The organism is Enterobacter sp. UPMP2060, assembly GCF_053709655.1.
On sequence record NZ_JBSKJQ010000001.1, the window covers coordinates 1,062,682 to 1,081,195 of the forward strand.

Consider the following 18,514-nt stretch of genomic DNA (forward strand, 5'->3'; position numbering starts at 1 on the left):
TTGTGCTCTCCGCATCATTTTTTGTCACAACAAACCCGTCGGTCTTTTGCTATAACTTCAAATGCATACTTGCAGATAACATGGAAAACTATCATGCGTACTCAAACTTTTTTTAAAGTTGCAGTGCTTATTGGTCTGTTGGCGTTGGCGGGCTGTTCTTCAAAAGTCGCGGCTCCCGAACAATATTCTGGCTTTTTAAAAGACTATTCAGGCTTGCAGCAGACGACGTCTGCGACGGGTAAACCAACGCTGCGTTGGGTTGATCCTTCTTATAACGAAGCTAATTACGACAGTATTCTCTGGACGCCGATTACTTATTATCCCGCGCCTAAACCGACCACTCAAATTGGTCAAAAAACGCTTGATGAGCTGTTGAATTACACCAATAACAAAATGAAAACTGCTATTGGTACCCGTAAGCCAGTCGTGACCACGCCGGGTAAACACAGCCTGATTTTCCGCGGTGCAATTACCGGGGTGAGTTCGCAGAAAGAAGGTCTGCAGTTCTATGAAGTGGTGCCGGTCGCGCTGGTGGTAGCCGGTACGCAGATGGCAACCGGGCATCGCACCATGGATACGCATCTCTTCTTTGAAGGCGAACTGATCGATGCGGCCACCAACAAACCGGTCATGAAGGTGGTGCGTAAAGGCGAAGGTAAAGATCTGAACAACGAAAGTACGCCGATGACGTTTGCAACCCTGAAGCAGGTTGTTGATGACATGGCGACGGACGCCACCATGTTTGATGTGAAAAAGACCGCGAAATAAAATAAAACGGCCTGCGTAATGCAGGCCTTTTTATTTACGCCGTTCGTAAGCGTCTGAACCAGGTTTCTGGTTTGGTAAACATCACCATATTTCCCCCCAGAATCAGCAATAACCCCACGATACCGTTGATATGCCAGACGTAGCCTTCATACACCGTAGAGATGGACAGCGCCACCAGCGGGAAGAGCAGCGTACTGTAGGCCGCTTTGCCCGGACCGATACGTCCCACCAGCGTGAAGTAGGCGCCAAAGGCAATCACCGAACCAAACACGGCCAGATAGAGCAGCGCGCCAATGTAGCTGACGGTCCACTCTGGCGCGAAGCTGTCGCCTCTGACCAGGGCAATGCAGCCCATCACCAGCGTACCGTAGAGCATCGCCCAGGCGTTGGTGGTCATGGTTTCAAGGCCTTTGCGCTGGTGACGCATGCTGATCATATTGCCCAGCGAGAAGCCGTAGGTGCCGAGCGCGGAGAGGCCAATTCCGGTCAGGAGCGACGCGCTCCAGCCGCTGGCCAGCAGATCGTCCCAGAAGAGGGTGACGATCCCAGTCAGGCCCAGTGCCGCCGCCGTCCAGAAACGCGCGGGCGGCCGCTGCCCGAAGAAGATAAAGCTGTTAATGGCGTTATAGAGTACGGCCATGGAGAAGATCACCGATTCCAGCCCGGTGTTGATGTGCGAGGCTGCGGCGTAAAAACACCAGAAGTTAAAGCAGAAAACGCAGCATCCCTGGAGCATACAAAAAAGGTGATCCCGCAGCGCCAGCTTGCGCAGGCGGCGCAGGGCGATTAATACCACCATCATCGTGAGGCTGGCGACGGCGAAACGCCAGAAAATAGAGACGGGCGCCGCTACGGGACCCTGCTGCAGGAAAATCGCAATCCAGGTGGTTCCCCAGATGACCACCACCAGTCCGTATAATAATGCGTTCATATTTTTCTCTTCTCAAACCACGGAAGCCCGCAGTATGCCGCTGAGATCGGTCAGGGGCTTTCACCGGCTTGCGGTCGACTTGCAAAATCTTGCGCTTTTTTCTTTCCCGGGGGCTGGCAACGGGAGACAACTCTTCTTAGACTGATATTCCAGTCAATCACGCGCTTACGGTCATGTCTCACGCTTACGATACCTTTGAAACGCTTTGCCAACAGAATGCGGTCCTGCGGGAAACCGTCTCGCTGAATTCGGGCATTCAGCTGGCAGCGTGGTACAACAAGCACGATACGATAACGGTAAAAAGTAACCACCATACTCTGAGCCTGTACGTGGCGGACGGCTACGAAAGCTACCAAAAAACGCCGGGCGGCTGGAAGAACGGCGGGGGGCCGGACCGCTTCTGCTTGATGCCAAAAGAGAGCGAATCGACGTGGGATATCCGTGATGACCTGTCGTTTGTGCATCTCTACTGCACCGATGAACACCTGCGCGACGTGGGGGAAAAGATCTGGGACAAGCGCCCGCTTTCGCTGACGCTCGACGAGCGCATTTTTGGTAGCGCTCCGAAGATCACCGCGCTGTATCGCCAGTTTTTGCTCGGCTGCGACTGGCAGCAGCACGCCAACCAGCTCACCCTGAGTACGGCCTCTACGCTGCTCCTGACCCATCTGCTGCAAAACTACTCTAACGTTCAGTGGAAGCTGCCGGTCGTCACCGGCGGGCTATCGCCATTCGTACTGCGTAACGTGCTGGCCTTTATCGAAGAGAACCTCGGGCAACCCCTGACGCTGGCTGAACTGGCGGCGCAGGCCGCCCTTAGCGAATACCATTTTGCCCGCATGTTCCGCCAGTCGACGGGGCTGGCGCCGCATCAGTACGTGATGCAGAGGCGAATGGAAAAAGCGAAGGCCCTTGTGCAGAACACGGCGACGCCGCTAACGGACATCGCGCTTGCCTGCGGGTTTAACTCCGCCAGCCACTTCAGCAACCGCTTTCGCAGCGCGACGGGCATGACGCCTTCGCAGCTACGCGCGGCGAGCGCGTGAAAACAGGGCATAGCACACGCCGCCCAGCACCAGCCCCCAGAATGCCGAACCGATGCCGAGGATCGTGACGCCGCTCGCGGTCATCAGGAACGTGACGATGGCCGCGTCGCGCTCCGCCTCGTGGCTCAGTGCCTGATATAAACTCCCGCTGATAGTTCCCAGCAGCGCCAGACCTGCGAGCGTCTGGATCCAGCTGAGCGGCAGAGCGGCCATCAGCCCGGTAATCGAGCCGCCGAAAATCCCCGCCAGCAGATAAAATCCTCCGGCTGCGGTGGCCGCCAGCCAGCGTTTACCGGCATCCGGATGCGCATCCGGGCTTTGACAAATGGCGGCAGTAATGGCCGCGATACAGATAGAAAAGACACCAAAAGGGGAAAACAGCAGCGCCAGCGCTCCCGTAACGATGATGAGCGGCGAGACCGCCAGCGGGTAACCGGAGGCCTTCATCGTGGCGAACCCCGGCGCGTTTTGTGAGGCCATAGTCACCAGGAAGAAGGGCACGCCAATACTCACCAGGCTGGTGAAGGTGAACGTAGGCGCAATAAATTCAGGCATTACCAGAGATAGGGTAACCTTGTCAGTGACAACGTCACCGCCGGCCCATGCCACGATACCGCCGACCAGCAGCGTGACCACGATGGCGTAGCGCGGTGCCAGCGCTTTTGCGATCAGCCACGCCGCAATCATGCTGCCGCACAGCAGAAAGTGCCCCTCAAGGTGCGCAAACGCGTGCAGGCCAAACTGCAGCAACACGCCTGCCAGCATGGCGGCAGCAAGCGAATGGGGGATCAGTCTCATCAGACGGGCGAAGAGCCCGGTGATGCCGCAAAGTAAAATGAGCGCGTTAGCAAAGATGAACACGCCGATCGTTTCCGGCAGCGTTACGCCGTGCAGGCTGGTGGCGAGCAGCGCCGCGCCGGGCGTTGACCAGGCGGTCAGCACCGGCGCTTTGTACCACCAGGAAAGCGCCAGCGTGCTGACGCCCATCCCAATCCCCAGCGCGGTCATCCAGCCTGCGATCTGCTGCGCGCTGGCACCAGCCGCCGCGGCGGCCTGCCAGATGATGGCGGCCGAGCTGGCGTAACCGACCAGCACGGCGACAAAACCAGCCAGGGCGACTGGAACAAGGTGAGAGGAAGGGCGCATGAAAACTCCGTTGTGCGTTATAACGTCCGATATAAGGTAACACTGTGCGCTATAGCGTACAAGTGGTATGCTGATCGCCATCAGGAGGGACTATGGACATCACACTACACCTTGCAACAACGCTGAAAACGCTGCGCCAGACGCGCGGCTGGAGTTTATCGAAGCTCGCGGACGAGACCGGCGTGTCAAAAGCGATGCTGGGGCAAATCGAGCGCAATGAATCCAGCCCGACGGTGTCGACGCTGTGGAAAATTGCCACCGGGCTGAACGTGCCGTTTTCCGCGTTCATCACGCCAGAGGCGGACCGGCAGGCGGTGTTTGACCCGCAGCAGCAGGCGATGGTGGTCAAACCGCTTTTTCCGTGGGACGAGACGCTCGGGTTTGATTATTTCTCCATCACGCTGGCACCCGGCGCGCTGAGTGAATCCACGCCGCATGAGGCCGGGGTGATTGAACATGTGGTGGTGGTCAGCGGCGAGCTGGATATGAAGATTGAGGGCACGTGGCAGACGATTTCTGCCGATTCGGGCGTCCGTTTCGCCGGCGATAAACCGCACGCCTACCGCAACAGCAGCGACCGGACGGTGCATTTTCACTCCCTGATTCATTATCCCCGCTGACGCTACGCAAAACTGTTTCGCTGACGCATACTTCTGACTACAATAGCCGCCATTTTGACCATAACGGATAACGACGAAGTATGCGCCTGCAATCCCATCATCTTGAACTTTTAAGCCCGGCCCGCGACGCCGCCATTGCCCGTGAAGCGATCCTTCATGGTGCTGATGCCGTCTACATTGGCGGCCCGGGCTTCGGTGCCCGCCATAACGCCAGCAACAGCCTGAGCGATATTGCTGAACTGGTGCCGTTCGCCCACCGTTTCGGGGCGAAAGTGTTCGTGACCCTGAACACCATTCTTCATGATGATGAGCTGGAGCCTGCACGACGTCTGATTACCGATCTCTACCAGGCCGGCATTGATGCCCTGATCGTTCAGGATATGGGCGTTCTGGAGCTGGATATTCCGCCCATTGAACTGCATGCCAGTACCCAGTGCGATATCCGCACGGTCGAGAAGGCCAAGTTTCTCTCCGACGTCGGCTTTTCGCAGATCGTTCTGGCGCGCGAGCTGAACCTGAATCAGATCCGCGATATTCACCAGGCGACAGACGCGACGATCGAATTCTTTATCCACGGCGCGCTGTGCGTGGCTTACTCCGGTCAGTGCAATATTTCCCACGCGCAGACGGGCCGCAGCGCCAACCGCGGCGACTGTTCTCAGGCCTGCCGCCTGCCGTATACCCTGAAAGACGATCGGGGCCGCGTCGTGGCGTTCGAAAAACACCTGCTCTCCATGAAGGATAACGATCAGACGGCCAACCTGGGCGCGCTGATCGACGCGGGCGTGCGTTCCTTCAAGATTGAAGGGCGCTACAAAGATATGAGCTACGTGAAGAACATCACCGCGCACTATCGCCAGATGCTGGACGCCATCATCGAAGATCGCGGCGACCTGGCGCGCGCGTCGGCCGGCCGCACCGAGCATTTCTTTATTCCGTCGACGGACAAAACGTTCCACCGCGGCAGCACGGACTATTTTGTGAATGCCCGTAAAGGGGATATCGGCGCGTTTGACTCACCGAAGTTTATCGGTTTACCGGTGGGCGAAGTGCTGAAAGTGGCGAAGGATCACCTTGATGTTGAAGTGACGGAACCGCTGGCGAACGGAGATGGCCTTAACGTGATGATTAAGCGTGAGGTCGTAGGCTTCCGTGCCAATACGGTCGAGAAAACCGGCGAGAACCGCTACCGCGTCTGGCCGAATGAAATGCCCGCCGATCTCTACAAGGCGCGGCCGAACGCGGCGCTTAACCGTAATCTCGATCATAACTGGCAGCAGGCGCTGCTGAAAACCTCCAGCGAACGTCGTATCGCCGTGGACATTGAGCTGGGCGGCTGGGAAGAGCAGCTGATTCTGACCATGACCTGCGAAGACGGCATCAGCGTGACGCATACGCTCGATGGTCATTTCGAGGTGGCAAACAATGCCGAAAAAGCGCTTAACAGCCTGAAGGATGGCGTGGCGAAGCTGGGCCAGACGATTTATTACGCGCGTGCGATCGGCGTGGCGCTGCCGGACGCGCTGTTCGTGCCAAACAGCCTGCTTAACCAGTTCCGCCGTGAAACGGCAGAGATGCTGGATGCCGCGCGCCTGGCGCAGTATCCGCGCGGAAGCCGTAAAGCGGAAACCGTACCTGCGCCAGTCTACCCGGACACCCATTTATCCTTCCTCGCCAACGTTTACAACCATAAAGCGCGTGAATTCTATCATCGCCACGGCGTGCAGCTGATCGACGCAGCCTATGAAGCGCATGAAGAGAAGGGCGATGTGCCGGTGATGATCACCAAGCACTGCCTGCGCTTTGCGTTTAACCTGTGTCCTAAGCAGGCGAAAGGGAACATTAAGAGCTGGAAGGCCACCCCCATGCAGCTGGTAAACGGCGATGAGGTTCTGACCCTCAAGTTCGACTGCCGTCCTTGTGAAATGCATGTGATTGGTAAGATGAAAAACCACATCTTCAAAATGCCGCAGCCCGGCAGTATCGTGGCGTCCGTCAGTCCGGACGATCTGATGAAAACGCTGCCGAAACGCAAGGGCAGCTAATTACCGAACGTGCGTGTCCGGTTTGCGCGACTTCTGCCACAGGTGGTGCTCGCGCAAACCCTCCGCCGACTCTTCCGCAGCGCTTCGCAACTCATCGCTGTCGGCTTCATGACGAAGCTGATGCGCCACATTCTTGACCCATAAATATTCGTGTCCTTTGTGCCCGGCCATAAGCTGGCCGGAAAACAGCGCACAGATAAGCATGACGAAAGATAACCCTTTTTTAATCATGGATTCACCGCTGAAAAAGAATGCGGGATAATCATGTCGATTATTTTTTAGGGTTATTATTCAAAAATTAAAATTAGCGAAAAGAAAATGTCAAATAATGTGGGTTCGGAATTACGGTTAAGATATTTCCTAAAAAAACCATGACGCTTTGTAAAGTACCATTTCTGGACCTCAATTAGATATTTGCATTAAGGATAAACCTTATATAATAGTAAGTCTCTGGCTAAGGAACAGGTCATTTCTAAATGAAAAAAATAATAGCGCTTGCGCTTCTGGCGGTTGCTGTTGTGGCCGCTGCGGGGATTCGTTATGCAGCTAATGACGAACCAGAATATATTCGTTCTGCGGAAATTCGCGTGGGTTCCTATTTAACCAGCGATTATGGTGGCGTTGCCTGCTCCAGCAAAAAAATAAACGATCGGCGCTGGGAATTAGATTGTACTCATCAGGCAAGAGGAAAAACATTCCAGTTTGCGGTGTATCCCTCTGAAAAAGCACCTTATGGTGTCGCTCGCTCCTTTTATCTTGAAGCCCTTAATGACGACGCAAAACAGAGCGCTGAGCAGGGGCTTATGCGTTATTTGCAGATCAATACCCATGCAGGTTAATAAGGTTGTTTAGCGTTCGTTAAGACAACAGGTGTTAGGTTGTAAGGGATCCGCAGCCCGGCCACGGAGTGTCGGGACGTAGAGACCAAAACACAAATCTATCCATGCAAGCATTTACCGCCAGTTATTGGCGGTTTTTTTTTGCGCAGGCCATCGCGATGGTTTTATGGCCTCAGCCGATAATGTGACTGCACCAGACCCGAAGGGAAACTGCGGCTTGATACAAGCGTTAAATCGATATCCTGAGGAAGGGTTCCGAAAAGCTGTTTTCCCGCTCCGAGCAGGACAGGAACGGTCGTGATCACCATATCGGCCACCAGCCCTTCGCGCAGGAATGACTGGATCACCTGTCCGCCATCGAGATAGACCCGATGAACGTTCTGCGCAGCGAGATCGTCCAGCACCTCCTTTGGCGTGCGGCAAGAGAACTGCACTTTTCCCTTCAGCGCCTCCGGCACGGGCGTACCGGCCAGCTGTCGGGAGAGTACCAGCACGGGCCGTTCATAAGGCCATGCGTCAAAGGTCAGTACCTTTTCATAGCTACCCCGGCCCATCACGATCCACTCTTTGTCCGCGATGAACGCCTCATAGCCATGGTCTTCTGTGGGATCGTCGCGCTGCAGCAGCCAGTCGATATCGTCATTCTGTCGGGCGATGTAGCCATCAAGACTAACCGCGATAAAAACGTGTGTAGTGACCATCAGGTGCTCCGTATGCCAGTGTAGCCATAAAAATAACGCCTCAGCGGGCAGTACCCGGACGTGAAAATTGTTTGCGATACTGAGCCGGGGAAAGCGCGAACTGCTGGCGAAAATGATGACGCAGTGTCGACGCCTGACCAAACCCGGTCTGTTCAGCGATGCTGTCGATGCTCAACCTGCTGCTTTCCAGATAATCTTTTGCTCTCAGCAGGCGTTCATTGATTAACCAGCGTGCGGGCGTCGTCCCCGTTGCCGCCTCGAAACGACGAAGGAAGGTGCGCTGGCTCATTCCGACCCGACGCGCCAGGGAGTCGACGCTGTGCGCCTCGATAAGATGCGTGTGCAGAAAGTCAAACAGCTGGCCGAGACGCTGGCTTTCCCGCAGCTGGGCTACCGGGTGGCTCAGCTGTTGTGGCTGTGAACCATCCCGGTGAGGGGGAATGACCAGCCGACGCGCCACGCTGTTGGCGGTTTCCATGCCATAATCCCGCCGCACAACGTGCAGACAGAGATCGATTCCCGCCGCGCTGCCGGCGGACGTCAGAATATCGCCTTCGTCCTGGTAGAGCACATCCTCAACCACGTCGATGTCTGGATAACGGGCTTTAAGCGCGTCGATGTAGCGCCAGTGGGTTGTGGCTTTGCGGCCGTTCAGCAGCCCCGTAGCGGCCAGCACAAACACCCCCGAACAGATGGAGAGCAGCCGGCATCCTCGCGCGCTGGCCTGGCGTAGTGCCTCGCAGAGCGCGTCCGGAACCGGTGAATCCAGCCCCCGCCAGCCGGGAACCACAATCAGGTCCGCAGACGCAAGCAGGCTTAAATCACCATCGGTAACGATGCGGATCCCGCCAGTTGCCCGAAGTTCACCGCTGTCCACGCTCGCCACCGCAAAACGATACCATTCATCGCCAAGCTCGGGACGCGGCAGGCCGAAGATCTCCACCGCTACGCCAAACTCAAAGGTACACAGACCGTCATACGCCAGCACGACCACCTGCGGGCGGGCAATTTGTCTTAAGTTTGTCATCTTTTTGCTGTTTTCTGGCATAAACGAACGCATTCACGGGCTGAATTTGTGGATAGAGTAGTGTTAACACAAACGCCAAAGATGAGGAAGGATCATGAGCTATGTTACTGAATTTCCGGCTGCCGAGCCGCAGGAAGCCGTTACCCATTTTCTGCGCCGCCTGAGCGTTGAAACCGACTGCGCGGATGTGCATCACGCCATCGCCAATAATGAGCAGGACTTCGTGCTGCTGCACGTGGTGGGCAGCCCGGAGCAGTTTGCCCGCCGTCACGTGCCCGGCGCACTGCACCTGCCGCGGAGCCAGATGACCGCCGAGCGCATGGCCCAATGGCCTGAAGGCACGCTGTTCGTCGTTTACTGCGCAGGGCCGCACTGTAACGGCGCGGACAGAGCCGCGCTGAAGCTGGCGCGCCTCGGGCTGCCGGTCAAAATCATGCTCGGGGGGATCACCGGCTGGGAGGATGAAAAGTTCGCCTTTGCCAGCAGCGAAACCGCCGTCGCCCTGTGAAGATGAATTTTTTTCAACACCCGTGAAATTTTCTCGTTTGCCGGAACAGGACAGGTATGACATCTTTTTTGGACATTTAGACATCCAGAAGTCTAAAGATTCAAATGATGAATTATCACTGCTGGCAATTATCGCCGGCAGACTGAGGAGATTTCCATGCAACGACAGCACGCCCCGTACCGCGCCGATGTAGTCGGCAGTTTTTTACGCCCGGATGCCATCAAAGAGGCTCGCCTGAAGTTCGCCAGCGGCGAAATTGACGCCGGACAGCTTCGCGCGGTAGAGGATGATGCCATTCGCCACGTCGTTGAGCAGCAGTGTGCGTGCGGCCTGCATGTGGTCACCGACGGTGAATTTCGCCGTGCCTGGTGGCACTTCGACTTCTTTGACGGTCTGCAGGGCGTTGAGCGTTACGATTCACAGCAGGGGATCCAGTTCAACGGGGTACAAACCAAAGCCCACGGCGTGCGCGTCACCGGCAAGCTGGGCTTTGGCGACCACCCGATGCTCGAAGATTTCCGTTACCTGAAAAGCATCAGCGGCAATGCTCAGCCGAAGATGACCATTCCCAGCCCGAGCGTGCTCCATTTCCGCGGCGGCCGTAAAGACATCGATGCGACGGTCTACCCGGATCTGAATGACTATTTCGACGATCTGGCGACCACCTGGCGCGACGCCATCCGCGCATTTTACGACGCGGGCTGCCGTTACCTGCAGCTGGACGATACCGTCTGGGCCTATCTCTGTTCGGACGATCAGCGCCGTCAGATCCGCGAGCGCGGTGACGATGCCGATGAGCTGGCACGCATCTATGCCCGCGTCCTGAACAAGGCGCTGGAAGGCAAGCCGGACGATCTGACCATCGGGCTGCACGTCTGCCGCGGTAACTTCCGTTCAACCTGGATTTCCGAAGGCGGCTATGAGCCGGTGGCGGAAGTGCTGTTCGGGACGGTCAACGTTGACGCGTTCTTCCTTGAATACGACAACGACCGCAGCGGGGATTTCGCGCCATTGCGCTTCATTCGCCCGGGCAAGCAGCAGGTGGTGCTGGGCCTGATCACCACGAAAAACGGCGAGCTGGAGAACCCGGAGGGGATTAAAGCCCGTCTGGAAGAGGCGGCGAAATACGTGGCAAAAGAGCAAATTTGCCTCAGCCCGCAGTGCGGCTTTGCCTCTACCGAAGAGGGCAACAGCCTGAGCGAATCCCAGCAGTGGGACAAAGTCCGTCTGGTCACGCAGATCGCCAGCGAAGTCTGGTAAAGCCTCATCCACAGCGCTGCATTATAAAAGTGCAGCGCTGTGCCATTCTGAGACGTTCTCTTTACATCCTGCGTTCCCCTTCCTGAAATAGCGCTTCCTCCATTCTGGCATCCTTTTTGCTCCTGCTTCGCTGACACATTTTTTTCCGCGTCCACGCCGTAACGGACGTTTTCGCACAGCGTTCTTTTTCAGGAGTGAAAATATGCAGCGTCGTACCTTATTAAAAGCCTTTGCGTTATCCGCGTCCGTCGTGACGATGGGAATGAGTTTTGGCGTGCAGGCGGCCGATACCATCAAAGTGGGAATCATGCATTCTCTTTCCGGCACCATGGCCATCTCCGAAACGCCGCTGAAAGACGTCGCGCTGATGACCATCGACGAGATCAACGCGAAAGGCGGCGTGCTGGGTAAAAAACTGGAGCCGGTGGTGGTGGATCCCGCCTCAAACTGGCCGCTGTTTGCCGAGAAGGCGCGCCAGCTGTTAAGTCAGGATAAAGTGGCGGTGGTATTCGGCTGCTGGACGTCGGTATCGCGCAAATCCGTGCTGCCGGTCTTCGAGGAGCTGAACGGTCTGCTGTTTTATCCGGTGCAGTATGAAGGCGAAGAGATGTCGCCAAACGTCTTCTATACCGGCGCCGCACCGAACCAGCAGGCCATCCCGGCGGTGGAATACCTGATGAGCGAAGACGGCGGCGCGGCGAAGCGCTTCTTCCTGCTGGGCACGGACTATGTTTACCCGCGCACCACCAACAAGATCCTGCGCGCGTTCCTGCATTCGAAAGGGGTGGAGGATAAGGACATCGAGGAGGTTTATACCCCGTTCGGTCATAGCGACTACCAGACCATTGTCGCTAACATCAAGAAATTCTCCGCGGGCGGCAAAACCGCCGTGGTGTCGACCATCAACGGCGATTCCAACGTTCCGTTCTACAAAGAGCTGGCTAACCAGGGGCTGAAGGCGACCGACGTGCCGGTGGTGGCGTTCTCCGTAGGAGAAGAAGAGCTGCGCGGGATCGACACCAAACCGCTGGTCGGCAACCTCGCGGCGTGGAACTACTTTGAATCCGTGGATAACCCGACCAACCAGGCCTTCGTGGCGGATTACAAAGCCTATGCGAAGGCGCACAAGCTGCCGAACGCCGATACCGTGGTGACCAACGACCCGATGGAAGCGACCTACGTGGGGATCCATATGTGGGCGCAGGCGGTGGAAAAAGCGGGCACAACCGACGTGGATAAAGTGCGTGCGGCGATGGCCGGCCAGTCCTTTAAGGCGCCGTCAGGCTTTACGCTCACCATGGATGCCACCAACCACCATCTGCATAAGCCGGTCATGATCGGTGAAATCGAAGGCAACGGTCAGTTCAACGTGGTGTGGCAGACGGAACAGCCGGTACGCGCCCAGCCGTGGAGCCCGTTCATCGCCGGTAACGATAAAAAGCCCGACCAGCCGATGAAAACCGCCAGCAACTAAGCCATCACCAGGGAGAAACGTCATGAACGCCATGCGCATGTTCATCGCTCTTGTATGGCTTTCCGGACTGCTGCCAGGGATGGCGCAGGCATCGGATGCCGATCGTTTTGTTGCCGCCAGCCGCAGCCAGCAGGCGGAGTTGCTGACGCAGTGGGCCGAAGCGCCGGACGCCGCGAGGCTGCCGCTGCTGCAGGCACTGCAAAAAGAAAACCTCTATACCGACAGCCAAAAGCACGCCTTTGCGCAGCGCAACGGTCAAATGGTCTCGCTCGGTAACGCTAAGGCGGCCGAAGGGCCAGCCAAAGCCGTTCGTCTGACCAACCGGCTGCGCGTGCTGGCCGCCACGGCCATCGCTACGCATCAGCTGGTGAGTGACAGTGTCACAGAAAGGCGGGCCGCAGCCCGTCAGCTTCAGCGTGATGCCCAGCCCGGAATGCTCGCTTTTCTGGAAAAGCGGGTAAACGATGAAACGGACGCGGTGGCACGTCAGGCGCTTTTACTGGCGGTAGCGAATCTCCAGCTAGCCAGCCCGCAGGCAGAGGTGCGCCGCAAGGCCGTCGAGTTATTAGGGCAGTCCGACGATCCGGACGTGGAGTCCAGACTTACCCCGTTTACCCAGGCACAGACAGAGCCGGATGCCGGGGTGCGCGCCGCCGCGCAGGAGAGCCTGAGCCAGATCCAGCATCGACTGATGTGGGGCGATCTGCTGGGCCAGGCGTTTATGGGGCTCTCTCGGGGGTCGGTGCTGCTGCTGGCGGCGCTGGGGCTTGCCATCACCTACGGCCTGCTGGGCGTCATCAATATGGCGCACGGTGAGATGCTGATGCTGGGGGCGTATGCAACCTGGATGGTGCAGCAGGCGATGGCCGGGCTTGCGCCACAGTGGCTGGCGCTCTATCCCGTTATCGCGCTTCCGGTGGCGTTCTGCCTGACGGCGGGCATCGGGATGGTGCTGGAGCGCACCGTGATCCGCCATCTGTACGGTCGCCCACTGGAAACGCTGCTGGCAACGTGGGGGATTAGCCTGATGCTCATCCAGCTGGTGCGCATGACGTTTGGCGCCCAGAACCTGGAGGTCGCCAACCCGGCATGGCTGTCCGGCGGGGTGCAGGTTTTTGCCAACCTGACGCTGCCGTGGAACCGCATCGTGGTGCTGGGCTTCGTGCTGCTGGTGCTGTTCTTTACCTGGCTCATTCTGAATAAAACCCGTCTGGGGCTGAACGTACGTGCGGTGACGCAGAACCGCAGCATGGCCGCCTGCTGCGGGGTACCGACAGGCCGCGTCGATATGCTGGCGTTTGGGCTTGGCTCAGGAATTGCGGGGTTAGGCGGCGTGGCGCTATCACAGCTCGGTAACGTCGGGCCGGAGCTGGGTCAGGGCTACATTATTGATTCCTTCCTCGTGGTCGTTCTCGGTGGCGTAGGCCAGCTGGCAGGCAGCGTGGCCGCGGCGTTTGGTCTGGGTATTTTCAATAAAATTCTTGAACCGCAGATGGGGGCGGTGCTGGGCAAGATCGTGATTCTGGTGGCGATCGTGCTGTTTATTCAAAAACGCCCTCAGGGGCTGTTTGCGCTGAAAGGGAGGGTGATTGACTGATGAGCCAGCCGCTGACCTTAACGCTGGCGCGCAAAGCGCCGCGCACAACGCAACTTGCAGGCAGCCTGCTGGTGGTGTGTCTGCTGATATTACCGTTTTTCGCCTTACTGCCTGCGACGCATCCGCTGGCGCTGTCGACCTGGATGCTGACGCTGATTGGCAAGATCCTCTGCTATGCCATCGTTGCGGTGGCGCTGGATCTGGTGTGGGGCTACGCCGGGATGCTCTCTCTCGGGCACGGTATCTTCTTCGCTCTGGGCGGCTACGCGATGGGCATGTACCTGATGCGCCAGGCTGCGGGTGACGGTCTTCCCGCGTTTATGTCGTTTCTCTCCTGGAGCGAGCTGCCGTGGTTCTGGTGGGGAACCCAGCATTTTGCCTGGGCGCTGGTGCTGATTGTGATGGTACCGGGCCTGCTGGCGCTGGTGTTCGGCTGGTTCGCCTTCCGCTCAAAAATCAAAGGGGTCTACTTCTCGATTATGACCCAGGCGCTGACCTATGCCGGGATGCTGCTGTTCTTTCGCAACGAAACCGGTTTTGGCGGCAATAACGGCTTTACCGGCTTCACCACGCTGCTCGGGTTTTCGGTAACGGAAACGACCACCCGTATCGCGCTGTTTCTGGCGACCGTGCTGTTGCTGCTCCTGGCGTTAGGCACCGGATTTGCGCTGGCGAAGAGCAAGTTTGGCCGCATCCTGACCGCCGTTCGCGACGCCGAAAACCGCCTGACGTTTTGCGGCTACGATCCGCGCGGGTTCAAGCTGCTGGTATGGACGCTGTCCGCCGTGCTGTGCGGCCTGGCGGGGGCGCTGTACGTCCCGCAGGTGGGCATTATCAACCCCGGTGAAATGTCGCCGACCAACTCGATTGAAGCCGCGATCTGGGTAGCGCTGGGCGGGCGCGGCACGCTGGTCGGGCCGGTGATTGGCGCGGCGCTGGTGAACGGCGCCAAGAGTTTCTTCACCGTCGCGATGCCGGAATACTGGCAGCTGTTCCTGGGGCTGATTTTCATCGCCGTCACGCTGTTTTTACCGCGCGGCGTCTACGGTCTGTTTCGAAAGGGAGAGAAATAATGCAGCCAGCCGAAGGGTTATTTACCCGCCAGTTGCCGGGCGATCGTTACCGTGAACAGACCGACCCGGTGCTGCAGCTTGAGGCCATTAACGTCAATTTTGACGGCTTTCAGGCCCTGACCGATCTGTCGCTGAATATCGGCGTGGGCGAGCTGCGCTGCGTGATTGGCCCTAACGGCGCCGGTAAAACCACGCTGATGGACGTTATCACAGGTAAAACTCGGCCAAAGAGCGGGAGGGCGATTTACGATCAGTCCATCGACCTGACCACGCTGGAGCCTGCGGCCATTGCCCGCCAGGGGATCGGGCGTAAATTCCAGAAACCCACGGTTTTTGAAGCGCTGACGGTGTGGGAAAACCTGGAGATCGCCATGAAAACCGATAAATCCGTCTGGGCGAGCCTGCGGGCAAAACTCAACGGTGAACAGCGCGACCGCATCGATGAGATGCTGGTTTTGCTGCGCCTTAGCAGCGAGCGCGACCGCCGCGCCGGGCTGCTTTCGCACGGGCAAAAACAGTTTCTGGAAATCGGTATGCTTCTGGTACAGGACCCGCACCTGCTGCTGCTGGATGAACCGGCCGCCGGGATGACCGACGCGGAAACCGAATACACCGCCGAGCTGTTCAAAACGCTGGCGGGTAAGCACTCCCTGATGGTGGTGGAGCACGATATGGGCTTTGTTGAGACTATCGCCGACCACGTCACGGTGCTGCATCAGGGACGCGTGCTGGCGGAAGGTTCGCTTCGCGAGGTGCAGGCTAACGAGCAGGTGATTGAGGTCTATCTGGGGCGCTAAGGAGCGATGATGTTACAGGTTAACGAACTGAATCAGTATTACGGCGGCAGCCATATCCTGCGCGGCGTGAGCTTTGAGGCCGTCACCGGAGAAGTCACCTGCCTGCTGGGGCGCAACGGCGTCGGGAAAACCACGCTGCTGAAGTGTCTGATGGGGCTGATCCCGGCGAAAACCGGGGAGGTCATCTGGCAGGGTAAAAAGATCACCCACAGCAGGCCGCACCAGCGGGTGCACTCTGGCGTGGCGTACGTCCCGCAGGGCCGCGAGATTTTCCCGCGCCTGACCGTGGAAGAGAATCTTCTGCTCGGGCTGTCGCGTTTTTCCGCCCGCGAGGCGAAGCAGGTTCCGGATGAGATCTGGCAGCTGTTTCCGGTGCTTAAAGAGATGAAGCACCGCCGCGGGGGCGATCTCTCCGGTGGACAGCAGCAGCAGCTGGCGATTGGTCGCGCGCTGGCGAGCCGTCCGCAGCTGTTGATTCTCGATGAGCCGACCGAAGGCATACAGCCATCGGTGATTAAAGAGATTGGACAGGTGATCCGCACCCTGGCGAACCGAGGCGACATGGCGATCCTGCTGGTCGAACAGTTTTACGACTTTGCCGCCGAGCTGGCCGACAGCTATCTGCTGATGTCGCGCGGCACCATTATCCAGCGCGGCCGGGGTGAAAACATGGAGCAGGAGGGCGTTCGCGGGCTGGTTGCGATTTAAAATGTTATAATATAACATTCGCATTCTTATAAAACGGAATGAGGGTATTATGTTGGCTGCACATTTTGGGAAATTTGCCATGACTCTGGGGGCGCTGCTGGTCAGCGGCCAGCTGTTTGCTCACTCGCACGGCCATCAGATGACCGAAGCGGAACAGCGGGCGGCAAACGGCGTGTTTGAGGATAAGGACGTGAAGGACAGAGCGCTGTCTGACTGGGACGGGACGTGGCAGTCGGTCTATCCGTTCCTGCTGGACGGTTCGCTGGATCCGGTGTTTAAACAGAAAGCGCAGAAAGACAAAAGCAAAACCTTTGACGAGGTGAAAGCGTACTACCGCACGGGCTATGCGACGGACGTGGATGCCATCGGCATCGAAAATAACGTGATGGAATTTCATAAGGGCAAAGCGGTCAGCCGCTGTCAGTATGATTACAGCGGCTACAAAATACTGACCTACGCATCGGGCAAAAAAGGGGTCCGCTACCTGTTTGAGTGTAAGGACGCCGGCAGCAAGGCACCGAAGTTTGTTCAGTTCAGCGACCACACCATCGCACCGAAGTCCTCTTCCCATTTCCATATTTTCATGGGCAACACCTCCCACGAGGCGCTGCTGAAAGAGATGGATAACTGGCCGACCTATTATCCGAATGAGATGTACAAAGAGCAGGTGGTAGAGGAAATGCTGCACCACTGATGCTTTATTGCCGGGTGGCGGCTACGCCTCATCCGGCCTGGAAGCGCTACGCCACGTTGGGCGTTTCACACCACGCCTTCACGCTCATCCCACGCAAAATCATCAGCCACGCCATGACGATGGCGACCATCATGATGACAAATAGCGACCAGTGCGGCAGGTTGGTCAGGATAATACCGGTGATCATCGGGTTTGCCGCCGCGCCGAGCCAGCCCAGCGCCTGCGCGGAAAAATAGCTCGCCTTCATCCCCGGCGGGGCAATGTTGTCGATCAGCATGTATTCGCCCGGTGCATAGATAATCTCACCCAGGGTAAAGATGGCGGCAGCGATGCCCCAGTAGACCAGGTTTTCCCCGGAGAGCATAAAGCCACCCAGCCCCACGATAAAAAACAGGGTGGCGAGGGTCATCAGCGGGCGAATATTGCTGGCAGAGATCTTGCGGCCCAGCGCATATTGCAGCGTCACCACCACGGCGGCGTTGACGGGCAATACCACGGCGACCACCTTTTCGGCGAAATTACTGTCTGCATGCGCGGCCAGAACGTATTGCGAAATGCAGGTCGCGAACGATCCGCCGACGTATGACGCCAGCAGGCCAGAGAGCGTATACCAGAACAGCGCGCGGTCTTTCAGCAGTACCGACGGCTGCCAGGGCATTTTCTCCTCGGCGGTATCCAGCGCAACGCTTCTCTGCACGAAGAAATGGATGAATCCGAGCGGCAGCGCCGCGCAGAAGGCCGCCAGCCAGAACGGCAGCTGCAGGCTGTACATCACCAGCAGGGTGCCAATCGGCGGCCCGATCGTCCAGCCAATGTTCAGAAAGCTGTAGTTAAGCGAGAAGACGCGCGCTTTCTGGCTTGCGGTGAGCACGTCGGAGAACCAGGCCTTCAGCACCGTTGAAAAGACGGAATAGGCGCAGTTGATCAGCGCAAAGAACAGCACCACCAGCGTGACGTTATCGACCAGCGGGATCGCGACAAACCCCGCGATAAAAGCCACGATCGCAATCAGCATGTAGCGCTTTTTATCAAACTTATCGGCCAGAATGCCAAATCCCAGGCTGAACACCACGCCGATTGTCAGCGCAATCGTCAGGGCATAACCAATATTCTCGACGCTCATGCTGTAGACGCGCGTGAGATAAATGGTCATGAACGGCAGCGTTGCTCCCCGACCGATGGTTAATAACAATGACGACGCCAGCAGCGCTGCGGTTGAGCGCCTGAGAGATGGTTTCATATTCCTGCCCGACAGTTGCTTATGCTTTTTTTAGACGTGT

Annotated in this window: 19 protein-coding genes; 13 read left to right on the top strand and 6 right to left on the bottom strand. The window is 57.6% G+C overall.

The genetic code is table 11. The features are described 5' to 3' along the window. Window positions 1–93: 93 nt before the first annotated feature. On the top strand, window positions 94–768 hold the full coding sequence (locus tag ACWKXN_RS05165; RefSeq protein WP_454543412.1) for a DUF3313 domain-containing protein: 675 nt from the start codon (window positions 94–96) through the stop codon (window positions 766–768). Window positions 769–802: 34 nt separating this feature from the next. Here ACWKXN_RS05165 and ACWKXN_RS05170 read toward each other — a convergent pair whose 3' ends face one another. Next, window positions 803–1,699 carry a DMT family transporter gene (locus ACWKXN_RS05170; RefSeq protein ID WP_048974714.1) on the bottom strand — a complete coding sequence of 299 codons (897 nt, stop codon included), beginning with the start codon at window positions 1,697–1,699 and terminating at the stop codon, window positions 803–805. 173 nt (window positions 1,700–1,872) lie between these two features. On the opposite strand from ACWKXN_RS05170, the gene ACWKXN_RS05175 reads away from it, so the two are divergent. Then, complete coding sequence (locus tag ACWKXN_RS05175; RefSeq protein ID WP_454543413.1) at window positions 1,873–2,745, top strand: helix-turn-helix transcriptional regulator; 873 nt, start codon at window positions 1,873–1,875, stop codon at window positions 2,743–2,745. Here the strand turns inward: ACWKXN_RS05175 and ACWKXN_RS05180 are convergent. Beyond that, complete coding sequence (locus ACWKXN_RS05180; protein WP_224978888.1) at window positions 2,725–3,891, bottom strand: benzoate/H(+) symporter BenE family transporter; 1,167 nt, start codon at window positions 3,889–3,891, stop codon at window positions 2,725–2,727. The two genes, ACWKXN_RS05175 and ACWKXN_RS05180, sit on opposite strands and share 21 nt — an antisense overlap. A gap of 92 nt (window positions 3,892–3,983) precedes the next feature. Here ACWKXN_RS05180 and ACWKXN_RS05185 point away from each other — a divergent pair, with 92 nt between their 5' ends. Together ACWKXN_RS05185 and ACWKXN_RS05190 are read left to right on the top strand one after the other, a co-directional pair. Beyond that, window positions 3,984–4,511: a helix-turn-helix domain-containing protein gene (locus tag ACWKXN_RS05185; protein ID WP_454543414.1), complete on the top strand. Its 528-nt coding sequence runs from the start codon at window positions 3,984–3,986 to the stop codon at window positions 4,509–4,511. An 80-nt stretch (window positions 4,512–4,591) separates the two neighbouring features. Then, window positions 4,592–6,556, top strand: coding sequence for a peptidase U32 family protein (locus ACWKXN_RS05190; protein WP_454543415.1), 1,965 nt, complete (start codon window positions 4,592–4,594; stop codon window positions 6,554–6,556). On the opposite strand, the gene ACWKXN_RS05195 is transcribed toward ACWKXN_RS05190, so the two are convergent. Continuing rightward, window positions 6,557–6,787 (bottom strand): DUF2554 family protein, encoded by a 231-nt coding sequence (locus ACWKXN_RS05195; RefSeq protein WP_039262502.1) that lies wholly within the window; start codon window positions 6,785–6,787, stop codon window positions 6,557–6,559. 245 nt (window positions 6,788–7,032) lie between these two features. Between ACWKXN_RS05195 and ACWKXN_RS05200 the strand changes: the two genes are divergently transcribed. After that, window positions 7,033–7,395, top strand: coding sequence for a hypothetical protein (locus ACWKXN_RS05200; RefSeq protein WP_039262500.1), 363 nt, complete (start codon window positions 7,033–7,035; stop codon window positions 7,393–7,395). A 164-nt stretch (window positions 7,396–7,559) separates the two neighbouring features. Here the strand turns inward: ACWKXN_RS05200 and ACWKXN_RS05205 are convergent, their stop codons facing one another. Together ACWKXN_RS05205 and ftrA are read right to left on the bottom strand one after the other, a co-directional pair. Next, window positions 7,560–8,096, bottom strand: coding sequence for a dihydrofolate reductase family protein (locus ACWKXN_RS05205; RefSeq protein WP_454543416.1), 537 nt, complete (start codon window positions 8,094–8,096; stop codon window positions 7,560–7,562). A 40-nt stretch (window positions 8,097–8,136) separates the two neighbouring features. Then, a complete protein-coding gene (ftrA, locus tag ACWKXN_RS05210) occupies window positions 8,137–9,144 on the bottom strand; it encodes a transcriptional regulator FtrA (RefSeq protein WP_211438041.1) in 1,008 nt (335 codons plus the stop codon). A 73-nt stretch (window positions 9,145–9,217) separates the two neighbouring features. Between ftrA and ACWKXN_RS05215 the strand changes: the two genes are divergently transcribed. The 8 genes from ACWKXN_RS05215 to zinT all read left to right on the top strand — a co-directional run bounded on the left by ACWKXN_RS05215 (window position 9,218) and on the right by zinT (window position 17,234). After that, the gene (locus ACWKXN_RS05215; RefSeq protein WP_047060853.1) at window positions 9,218–9,631 is read left to right on the top strand and encodes a rhodanese-like domain-containing protein; all 414 of its coding nucleotides are present in this window, start codon (window positions 9,218–9,220) and stop codon (window positions 9,629–9,631) included. A 156-nt stretch (window positions 9,632–9,787) separates the two neighbouring features. Beyond that, window positions 9,788–10,891, top strand: a complete 1,104-nt coding sequence (locus ACWKXN_RS05220; protein WP_033145525.1) for a cobalamin-independent methionine synthase II family protein — start codon at window positions 9,788–9,790, stop codon at window positions 10,889–10,891. 202 nt (window positions 10,892–11,093) lie between these two features. Beyond that, window positions 11,094–12,365: an urea ABC transporter substrate-binding protein gene (urtA, locus tag ACWKXN_RS05225; protein ID WP_033145526.1), complete on the top strand. Its 1,272-nt coding sequence runs from the start codon at window positions 11,094–11,096 to the stop codon at window positions 12,363–12,365. Between the two features lie 22 nt (window positions 12,366–12,387). Further along, window positions 12,388–13,962 carry an urea ABC transporter permease subunit UrtB gene (urtB, locus tag ACWKXN_RS05230; RefSeq protein ID WP_454543417.1) on the top strand — a complete coding sequence of 525 codons (1,575 nt, stop codon included), beginning with the start codon at window positions 12,388–12,390 and terminating at the stop codon, window positions 13,960–13,962. Then, a complete protein-coding gene (gene urtC, locus ACWKXN_RS05235; protein WP_047060857.1) occupies window positions 13,962–15,035 on the top strand; it encodes an urea ABC transporter permease subunit UrtC in 1,074 nt (357 codons plus the stop codon). The genes urtB and urtC overlap by 1 nt, the downstream gene beginning before the upstream one ends. Then, entirely contained in the window at window positions 15,035–15,832 is a 798-nt protein-coding gene (gene urtD, locus ACWKXN_RS05240) for an urea ABC transporter ATP-binding protein UrtD (protein WP_094935483.1), read from the top strand. Before urtC ends, urtD begins: the two co-directional genes overlap by 1 nt. A 9-nt stretch (window positions 15,833–15,841) precedes the next feature. After that, window positions 15,842–16,540, top strand: coding sequence for an urea ABC transporter ATP-binding subunit UrtE (urtE, locus tag ACWKXN_RS05245; RefSeq protein ID WP_182072371.1), 699 nt, complete (start codon window positions 15,842–15,844; stop codon window positions 16,538–16,540). A gap of 52 nt (window positions 16,541–16,592) precedes the next feature. Beyond that, window positions 16,593–17,234 carry a metal-binding protein ZinT gene (gene zinT, locus ACWKXN_RS05250; protein ID WP_454543445.1) on the top strand — a complete coding sequence of 214 codons (642 nt, stop codon included), beginning with the start codon at window positions 16,593–16,595 and terminating at the stop codon, window positions 17,232–17,234. Window positions 17,235–17,280: 46 nt separating this feature from the next. Here zinT and ydeE read toward each other — a convergent pair whose 3' ends face one another. Beyond that, window positions 17,281–18,474, bottom strand: coding sequence for an efflux MFS transporter YdeE (ydeE, locus tag ACWKXN_RS05255; protein ID WP_039262491.1), 1,194 nt, complete (start codon window positions 18,472–18,474; stop codon window positions 17,281–17,283). Window positions 18,475–18,514: the final 40 nt, after the last annotated feature.

Bases quoted from the DNA above. Each gene is read 5' to 3' on its own strand.
- ACWKXN_RS05205 (WP_454543416.1), bottom strand. From the start codon at position 8,096: ATGGTCACTACACACGTTTTTATCGCGGTTAGTCTTGATGGCTACATC.
- urtE (WP_182072371.1), top strand. From the start codon at position 15,842: ATGTTACAGGTTAACGAACTGAATCAGTATTACGGCGGCAGCCATATC.
- ACWKXN_RS05185 (WP_454543414.1), top strand. From the start codon at position 3,984: ATGGACATCACACTACACCTTGCAACAACGCTGAAAACGCTGCGCCAG.
- ACWKXN_RS05220 (WP_033145525.1), top strand. From the start codon at position 9,788: ATGCAACGACAGCACGCCCCGTACCGCGCCGATGTAGTCGGCAGTTTT.
- urtA (WP_033145526.1), top strand. From the start codon at position 11,094: ATGCAGCGTCGTACCTTATTAAAAGCCTTTGCGTTATCCGCGTCCGTC.
- urtD (WP_094935483.1), top strand. From the start codon at position 15,035: ATGCAGCCAGCCGAAGGGTTATTTACCCGCCAGTTGCCGGGCGATCGT.
- ACWKXN_RS05200 (WP_039262500.1), top strand. From the start codon at position 7,033: ATGAAAAAAATAATAGCGCTTGCGCTTCTGGCGGTTGCTGTTGTGGCC.
- ACWKXN_RS05165 (WP_454543412.1), top strand. From the start codon at position 94: ATGCGTACTCAAACTTTTTTTAAAGTTGCAGTGCTTATTGGTCTGTTG.
- ACWKXN_RS05195 (WP_039262502.1), bottom strand. From the start codon at position 6,787: ATGATTAAAAAAGGGTTATCTTTCGTCATGCTTATCTGTGCGCTGTTT.
- ACWKXN_RS05190 (WP_454543415.1), top strand. From the start codon at position 4,592: ATGCGCCTGCAATCCCATCATCTTGAACTTTTAAGCCCGGCCCGCGAC.
- ydeE (WP_039262491.1), bottom strand. From the start codon at position 18,474: ATGAAACCATCTCTCAGGCGCTCAACCGCAGCGCTGCTGGCGTCGTCA.
- urtC (WP_047060857.1), top strand. From the start codon at position 13,962: ATGAGCCAGCCGCTGACCTTAACGCTGGCGCGCAAAGCGCCGCGCACA.
- ACWKXN_RS05180 (WP_224978888.1), bottom strand. From the start codon at position 3,891: ATGCGCCCTTCCTCTCACCTTGTTCCAGTCGCCCTGGCTGGTTTTGTC.
- ACWKXN_RS05170 (WP_048974714.1), bottom strand. From the start codon at position 1,699: ATGAACGCATTATTATACGGACTGGTGGTGGTCATCTGGGGAACCACC.
- urtB (WP_454543417.1), top strand. From the start codon at position 12,388: ATGAACGCCATGCGCATGTTCATCGCTCTTGTATGGCTTTCCGGACTG.
- ACWKXN_RS05215 (WP_047060853.1), top strand. From the start codon at position 9,218: ATGAGCTATGTTACTGAATTTCCGGCTGCCGAGCCGCAGGAAGCCGTT.
- ACWKXN_RS05175 (WP_454543413.1), top strand. From the start codon at position 1,873: ATGTCTCACGCTTACGATACCTTTGAAACGCTTTGCCAACAGAATGCG.
- ftrA (WP_211438041.1), bottom strand. From the start codon at position 9,144: ATGCCAGAAAACAGCAAAAAGATGACAAACTTAAGACAAATTGCCCGC.